Origin of the sequence: Bradyrhizobium sp. NBAIM08, from assembly GCF_020193935.1 — a bacterium.
Lineage (GTDB): Bacteria > Pseudomonadota > Alphaproteobacteria > Rhizobiales > Xanthobacteraceae > Bradyrhizobium > Bradyrhizobium yuanmingense.
In genome coordinates this window covers 1-425 of sequence record NZ_JADYVR010000636.1, presented here as the reverse complement: position 1 = coordinate 425, position 425 = coordinate 1, and the positions used below count along the sequence as shown (strand labels likewise).

The 425-nt window shown below is 69.6% G+C and carries 1 protein-coding gene; it reads right to left on the bottom strand.

The window, feature by feature from the left end; all coding sequences use genetic code 11:
- Nucleotides 1-425 (bottom strand): PKD domain-containing protein (locus I6F37_RS41325; RefSeq protein WP_225154570.1); only part of this gene is annotated, 425 nt, incomplete at both ends.

The window sequence follows — 425 nt, the reverse complement described above, 5'->3', positions numbered from 1 at the left end:
ACCCCATCCGCGTCGCGAACCGTCAGCGTCACCGTCCGCGGGCCGGCGTGGGCGTAGACCACCGTCACCAAGGCGCCGCTCGCGGTGGGGTCAGGGTACCGACCCAGGTCCCACTCCCACGCGACGACGCCCCGGTCGTCCGTCGAGTTGCGGGCGTCGAGCGTACACGTGAAGTTCGCGCCGCACGACACAGTGAACTCGGGCACTGGCGGTTCGTTCGTGGACGCGCCGCCGACCTCGAACGTCTGCGTCGCCGAGCTCGTGGCTCCAGCCCCATCCGTCACCGTCAGCGTGACGGTGCGCGGGCCTGCGTGCGGGTAGGTCGTGGTCACCACCGCACCGGTAGCCGTCGGATTCGGATACGCGCCGAGGTCCCACGAGTACGTGATGACGCCAACGTCATCGGTCGACGAGGTCCCATTGAG